Origin of the sequence: Paenibacillus residui (assembly GCF_042677205.1) — a bacterium.
In the GTDB taxonomy this organism is placed as follows: Bacteria; Bacillota; Bacilli; order Paenibacillales; family NBRC-103111; genus Paenibacillus_L; species Paenibacillus_L residui.
Genome location: NZ_JBHTIU010000041.1, coordinates 52059 through 59008, shown reverse-complemented (window position 1 = coordinate 59008; position 6950 = coordinate 52059). Strand labels below are relative to the sequence as shown.

Sequence of the window (6950 nt, the reverse complement as noted above, 5' to 3'; positions counted from 1 at the left end):
AGGAAACGACTGATATTGACGCCGATTCGCTCGCTTCTTAATGCTGTAGAACTTTTGACTGTCCAGGACCAATACAATTCCTGCCCATTATATTCTTTATCCGGGGTTCCCGCTTTTTGAATGGCCGACCCTCCCTTGGGCTGCAGGTTAATAGGTATGATCTTACCGTCGCCTACAAGGGGAAAATGAATTTCTCTATTGATCGTTTCTCCCACCAGGTCTTCCCTAATAGCGCTCCAAATCATGATTTTTCCGCCGACATTGGAACGATCTACATTTTGGTTAAACTTCATAGTAACAATATTTGTGCTTTTATCAACAGAGAACGTTCCTACACTCCCCAGATCAGTGGATAAAGGAGTATCTGGAATGTCGTTGTAAAGCTCAAAGTCTGATGGAAGCTCAAATTGATAGATTTCCCCACCTTGTAATCCATGATCATCTGGAAGCCCCCAACCATAATGCAGAACAACAACTGAACCCGGGACGATCCGACTATCCGGATTGTATACTGCATTGATGACCGTTTCTTCATCGTCTTCAGTTATTTTCACATCACTGAAGTAAACCGCATTCGTCACTGTGCTCCCAGTTCCCTGAAGCGGTACTATTGGATTGGCCAGTCCGGATATTGCAAAGAAAAAATTTTGTATAATCAACAAAAATGCTATGGCCAGAATATTCCCTTTCCTCTTCATATCTTTCCTCCATTGGATGGTTGTATGTACTTTCTCCTTCGAAAAAAATTGCTGAAATTCACCCCATCCCAGTCATGAAGCTGTGCCTTACTAAGATGTGGTCTTCCGGTTAATAAAGTATTCCTTCCTCTTAAAAACTGACGGGAAAATTCTGTTCCCCGGCCCTATAACGAACTAATCTATCCTCACAGCCTTGACAATAAGCCGGTGAGTTGGGTTATACGCCGGCTCGCAAGTAACGAGGGTCACCTCCTCTAGATCCGCATTATGATCCAACACGGATAAATCATCCGGCTCCACAAGGAACTTCGATGCGACGGAGTAGACATACGAGTCCTTCTGGGTCTCAATGACAATCTGGTCGCCTTCCTCCATCTCATCCAGACGGCTGAATTGTTTACCGTAAGTCCAGCTGCGGTGACCAGCTAACGCGAAATTGCCGGGCTGTCCTAGATGACGGTCCGTTTCGATAGTTCCTATCCCTGCTTTCAAGGTCTTTTTATCCGTACCTTCCAGTACGGTTTCGCGCAGATCAATCTTATCGATGGTGATGGTACCGAGAACAGCATGGCCGTCGATAGTGATCGTTCCCACCCCGCCCTCCTGAGAGGAGTCCACAGGGGGCTTGGATACAGGCTCTGAGGATAAGGGTTCAGAAGATTTCTCTTGCAGCAGATCCCACTGAGCCAACATTTCCAATTGTTTCTTCTCTTGAATATGCCGGTCCCACCACGGATAGAGAATAAGCACGATTCCCGCCATAAAAAGCAGTAAAATTGCCCCGCTTATCCATTTATTTTTAGTTATTTTGTCTCACCTTCCCACTCTTTAAGATAAAGGTAGCTTCCAATATCCGCTCCTTTCCCAATCCGGTAATATATCGACATATAGTATCAAGGTCCTCTGAACAAAAACTGAACAAAATAAAATAACCCGCTGGAACATTCAGCTGGTTATTAATGAAATGGTTATAAAATTTAGTCGATATGCCGGAAACCTAGTACACTCTCATGGCTTCATACTTGTCCGAATTTTTATAAACCGCTGCCGCATTGCTCTTACTCGAATCTATTGTAGTATCAATAGTCACCCATTCGTTATTTAAATAAACTTCATTCCAAGCGTGATATTCTGTTACGTACTGCGAATGACCCATAACCAATTTGGCAGGGATCCCCACACTTCGCAGCATAGCCGCAAATAGAGAAGAGTAACCGTAACAGATGGCTTTACCCGTTGTAGGGTATCATCAATATCCGGGATGTAACCGGCCGTAATCTGGCCAGCCAATTCGTGATCATAGCTAACATTATTAATTATATAGTCATAGATTGCTATTACTTTCTCTTCATCGGTCTTAAGATTCCGCGTTAATTCTTCTGCCTTCTTAACCGCAAGTTCCGCTTCCTTCCAAAAAACATTTTGGATAGAATTCAGGTAGATGATCTTCGAATCTTCCACTTCTAATTGAACGGAAGCCGATTGAATTGTCTTATATTTATTCCCGGATATATTCTCCATCATCGAAATATTATAGGTGCCATTGCCTAATTGCAGTGGGAACCACTCTATTTCTTGGGAATTAAGTAAATTATACGTATAGGTTTGGCCTTCCTTGGTTTACCACGCCATTCTGAACAAAATCTGAACAAAATTTCATTCTTGATCTATGACTGCCAGAATTTAATAAATTCATGGCAGTCGAACGATCATAGTACCTTAGGTACGTTAGACTCAGACTTTGCGTCCCATCCTTTCGAATGGTTTGCTATTGACATGGAACATTATGTAGTTAATCATGAAATGCGCAAGTGTACAGCCATTCTAATTCTAATGCATGTAGAGGAGAGTTCCACGATTTGCATTAAAACATATCAAACTGAACAATAACTGAACAATATATGGTTATTTTTCAAAAATTTTTTCTAAACTTCTTTCCAACCTTTTGTTTATTACGCCCACTTTATGGATGACAGGAAGCTTAAGGGAGAGGATTTCATGCTTGAGCAAACATGGAGTGAACGCTTGCAAGATTATGTCAAGCCCGTATTTGGCTATGCGCTGAACCGGACGGGAAACCGCCAAACGGCTGAAGATTTGACTCAAGAAATCTTTCTGCAATTATTGAAGACACTGGCCTCGGGAACATCGGTTAATCATCTGGAAGCCTATGTTTGGACAGTTGCCCGCTACACTTGGATTAACTGGCTGAAGCATAAGGGGAAGCACTCCATCGTAAGCAATGGTCTTCCCGAATTTCTGGCTGACGGCACCGCCGAACCTCTGGATCAATTGGTCCATCACGAGGCCTTCGACCAATTGCGGCGGGAGATCGCTTACCTATCCGAGCTTCAGCGCCGAGTACTCGTAATGCATTATTACGATGGTTTAAAGCAAAGAGAAATAGCCGCCGCCTTGAACCTTCCTGTCGGAACGGTAAAATGGCATCTTCATGAGGCCAGAAGAGAATTGAAGAAAGGAATGAATCTTATGCGTGTCAAAGGTGAGCTCAGCTTTAACCCCATTAGTTTCACCGGAACGGGGCATACCGGACAGCCCGGACCCGATGGAGAAACCGGAAAGTTCCTCCGAAGCGCCATTTCGCAGAACATCGTCTACGCCGCTTATCACAAGCCCGTAACTGTACACGAACTGGCCGACGAGCTGGGAACTCCGCCCCCTTTCATCGAGGATGAAGTCAGATACCTTGCGGAATATGATTTCCTGACCGAGGTTAGTCCCGGCAAGTTTCAAACCAACATGATTCTATGGAATACGACGCGGGAGCAGCTAGAAGAAACCTATAGTTTGTACAAGGAGTGTGCAGCCGAAGTTGCTGATCTTCATTTCCAGGCTTTGATGGATGTCCGCCGTTCCGTAGAGGAAACCGGAATTTACTATCCGGACAAGGACTATAACTTTCTGCTGTGGACCCTGCTGCCCAAAAACATTGGAGAACAAGGAGCCGCAGCCAAAGCCTTCGAGCTGAAGCAGGAGGAGATTCCGCTCCGGAAGGATGGAGGCCGGTATATTGCGACAGCAACAATAGCTCCACAAGATTGGAGCCGGGAGGAGCTGCCTTTCGACCTGCGTCACTATGAGATCTGCGGACCTATGATAAGAAACGGGGGAGGAGAGCTAGCCCTATGGCAACTAGATTCTTACTGGAGTAATAGGCCGGGCTGGAAGCATCTGCATTTTCAAGACGCCGAGCTCTGCCATGCTTTCTGGAAGGGGGACCTGCGGGATGAGACAGCATCTAACGAGCAGCTGGCACTACTTCTGGCCAAGCAATATGTCTTAAAACAGGATAGAGGCTATTCTTTCAATGCGGTATGGATCGACCATCCGGACATCATCGCCCGCTTGCGGAAGGTTATTCCTGATTTGTCCAAGGAATACAGGCCTATAGTAAGTCGGATCCATGAAAAGATGTACGAAATTACGATGCGCAATAAACCTAAACATATTGCCCCCCAGGTCGATTATATGAGCAAAATAAACGCCTTCGACGGCCAACTGATTCCATATATCTTAAAGCATTTGATAGACCGGAACCTATTGCAGCCGCCTAAACCGCACCAAAGTAAGTCAATTACCACTCTTGTGGGACTTATCCATTAAATCTTCGCGGGCCCTCGATGATCGGGGGCCTTGTACGTTAAGTTAAAGCGCTATCAGCTTGGGGAAACGGGATAGCGGGAAAGGTTATCGTGAAGCAAGTCCCTCTACCGGGTGTGCTCTCAACCTCGCATTCTCCCTCCATAGCTTTAATAATGCTGAAGGAAACCATCATGCCGAGCCCGGTGCCCTGTTCTTTGGTCGTGTAGAAAGGGGTTCCCAGCATGCGGATTTGTTCGGCACTCATCCCCTTCCCGGTATCCTGAATAATGATGACCGCTTTGTCATCCTTCTCCGTTAAACGAATCGTAAGATCTCCACCCTGCTCCATGGCTTCGATTCCATTTTTGATAATATTAATAAGCGACTGATGGAACTTCTTCCCTTGCCCTAAAATATAGATGTCTTTTTCATCGTTTTTGATCGTATGTACACCAATATTCCCCATACTGGCATAAGGCTGGATAACTTGGACAATGTATTCCAGCTCGCGGTTTAACTCCAACAGCTCTGCATTTTGCATAGAAGGCTTGGCGAAATTAAGATAGTCCGTAATAATATGCTCCGCACGGTCCAATTCGGCCAAGCTTATATTGATATATTGCTTTTTCTTTTCTTCACTGACTACCGTATCCCGCAGTAATTGAATGAATCCTCTGGTCACCGTAAGCGGGTTTCGGACTTCATGGGAAATGCTGGCCGCCAACTGGCTGACCGTTTGCAAATGCTCCACTTTGCTTAACTCGTTGGAGAACGTCCGCTCTAGAGCCATGCGCTCCAGTCTTTCCTCCAGAAGCTTGCGGTCTGTAATATCCCTCATGTATACCGCAATACTAACTACCCGACCCTCTATTTCATTAGGTACCATCATCACCTGGAGAATTAAACGGTTCCTATCGCTGCCGCTCATAGCCAGTTCAAACTGATTAGTTTCCCCTTCAGCTGCTTTTTGAAAGTAATAATGAAAGGCTTCCATTTCCCCGGACACCATAACTTCCCTGTAGCTGCGGCACATGAGCTCATCTTTCGGACAACAGAACAGGTCGGATGCAGCCGGATTGGCATAAATAATGTCGCCTTGGAGGCCCGTGACATAAATAGCGTCTAAGTGATTTTCAAATAGACCGTAATCGAAAGAAACATTCAGAAAGCCCGAATACTGGTTATTTTTCAAATCTCTATACCTCGCTTTACCAGAATGTCAAACTCCCTCCTAGAAAACTATAGCACATCCCTCCCGGGAAAAATTTAAAATTTCCGCAACCCGGGAAAAATCGGGATTTTAGCCCCATAAAAGATATAAAAAAGACTCCTATCGGAGCCCTATAAATCCCCTACCCCCTACAAATGCCAATAGGAGTCTTCGTTCTTCGCCACATTAACACTATAAAGATTCCTATGTGCAAGGATAAACGGCTATCGCCGTCCTTGGGACAGGCCGTTTACCGATGAAATATAAGAGCAGGTATAAGGTGAAACTTTCGCTTTCTTATATTTTAGAAAAACACCTCCAAGGCGTCCTTCTATTCTAGTCCTTCCCCGTTATCCAAACCCACTGCTGGTAAGGAATGAATCGGCTGCCGTTCCATTTCAATATATTCATAACATAGCCCAGGCCGTCGGCGTTATATCTGCCCGTAATACGCTGCAGGGCCATCAGCTCGTATTGCCCGTCGCGCTCCATATCTGCCGGATAGAGCCCGCTTAGCGGATTGACATCCCCTCGGATGGGCTCTTTCAATTTTCCATTGGCATCGTAAATTTCGGACAAATATTCTCGACCTTTGTAGGTCAAATCGATAATGTACGTACGCTGCGGAATCAGGCTCCTCACTTGCGCCTTGTAACCATCCAGATATTGAACGTCATATTTGTACTGCTCATTGTATTCCATGGCATCAAATAATTTGCGGGGCTGATTATTAACATAAGAAAACACATAGTCGTAGGTAAAAGCGCCGGATCCTCCCGAATCAATGCGGATCAATATATCTTCCACACCATCCCCGGTAAAATCGGCCAATGCCAGGGTAGGGTTATACCCTGCGTTCTGTTGGAGCGGAATGGGACGGCTTCTTCCTGTCCTCCCGTCTTGAATGAGTAGCGTAATATGCTGGATAAACGGACTATCCGGGCTTTTGCTGCCCGCCAAAAATATTCTATCGGGCACATGATCCCCGTTGACGTCCCCGACCTTCTGATCCAATATCCGCATGGCAGCGGTCGGATCGGGCTCCGGTCGCCTGTAGACTAAACCGTTAGCATAACCGTACATCGGATTCACCCCTCCGTTGAGTTTTCTGTAGGTTTAGTTTATGACGAGTCTATGGGCGATGTGCACAAGGCGGAAGCCCTCGAAGTATAGCTGAGGGAGGGTCGTAATTGGAACACACGACTCTGTTAGGTTGCCGATAAGCTTCGGGCCATAACGCGGGCTTATCGATCCATCGGATACGAATTCCTGCGATAATACATCCATTTCGGTCTCAAATCACCCGCTCACCCCTGGAACAAGAAAAAAGATGTATTTTTGCAGGCTTGTTACTGGACACGGAGTCAACCGACCAAAAGCATGCAGAATTGCAGGCTTTTAATTTCCGAAGCTATCTTATTGGCATGAAAAAGCAATCT

Annotated in this window: 6 protein-coding genes and 1 riboswitch; of the genes, 1 reads left to right on the top strand and 5 read right to left on the bottom strand. The window is 45.6% G+C overall.

Features of this window, described 5'->3' with window-relative positions:
• The 3 genes from ACFQ03_RS13915 to ACFQ03_RS13905 all read right to left on the bottom strand — a co-directional run.
• The coding region (locus ACFQ03_RS13915; RefSeq protein WP_379288842.1) for an Ig-like domain-containing protein at positions 1 to 698 on the bottom strand (698 nt) is incomplete at its 3' end.
• Between the two features lie 174 nt (positions 699 to 872).
• Complete coding sequence (locus tag ACFQ03_RS13910; protein ID WP_379288840.1) at positions 873 to 1448, bottom strand: class D sortase; 576 nt, start codon at positions 1446 to 1448, stop codon at positions 873 to 875.
• 247 nt (positions 1449 to 1695) lie between these two features.
• Positions 1696 to 1923, bottom strand: coding sequence for a transglutaminase-like domain-containing protein (locus ACFQ03_RS13905; protein ID WP_379288844.1), 228 nt, complete (start codon positions 1921 to 1923; stop codon positions 1696 to 1698).
• A gap of 468 nt (positions 1924 to 2391) precedes the next feature.
• A riboswitch (cyclic di-GMP riboswitch) is annotated at positions 2392 to 2478 on the bottom strand.
• Positions 2479 to 2696: 218 nt separating this feature from the next.
• Between ACFQ03_RS13905 and ACFQ03_RS13900 the strand changes: the two genes are divergently transcribed.
• Positions 2697 to 4322, top strand: a complete 1626-nt coding sequence (locus tag ACFQ03_RS13900) for an RNA polymerase sigma factor (protein ID WP_379288838.1) — start codon at positions 2697 to 2699, stop codon at positions 4320 to 4322.
• Positions 4323 to 4359: 37 nt separating this feature from the next.
• On the opposite strand, the gene ACFQ03_RS13895 is transcribed toward ACFQ03_RS13900, so the two are convergent.
• Together ACFQ03_RS13895 and ACFQ03_RS13890 are read right to left on the bottom strand one after the other, a co-directional pair.
• The gene (locus tag ACFQ03_RS13895; protein ID WP_379288836.1) at positions 4360 to 5493 is read right to left on the bottom strand and encodes an ATP-binding protein; all 1134 of its coding nucleotides are present in this window, start codon (positions 5491 to 5493) and stop codon (positions 4360 to 4362) included.
• A gap of 354 nt (positions 5494 to 5847) precedes the next feature.
• On the bottom strand, positions 5848 to 6594 hold the full coding sequence (locus ACFQ03_RS13890) for a VCBS repeat-containing protein (RefSeq protein WP_379288834.1): 747 nt from the start codon (positions 6592 to 6594) through the stop codon (positions 5848 to 5850).
• Positions 6595 to 6950: the final 356 nt, after the last annotated feature.

What these genes read in the sequence shown, in the direction of transcription:
- ACFQ03_RS13900 (WP_379288838.1), top strand. Translation starts at nt 2,697, where the DNA reads ATGCTTGAGCAAACATGGAGTGAACGCTTGCAAGATTATGTCAAGCCC.
- ACFQ03_RS13890 (WP_379288834.1), bottom strand. Translation starts at nt 6,594, where the DNA reads ATGTACGGTTATGCTAACGGTTTAGTCTACAGGCGACCGGAGCCCGAT.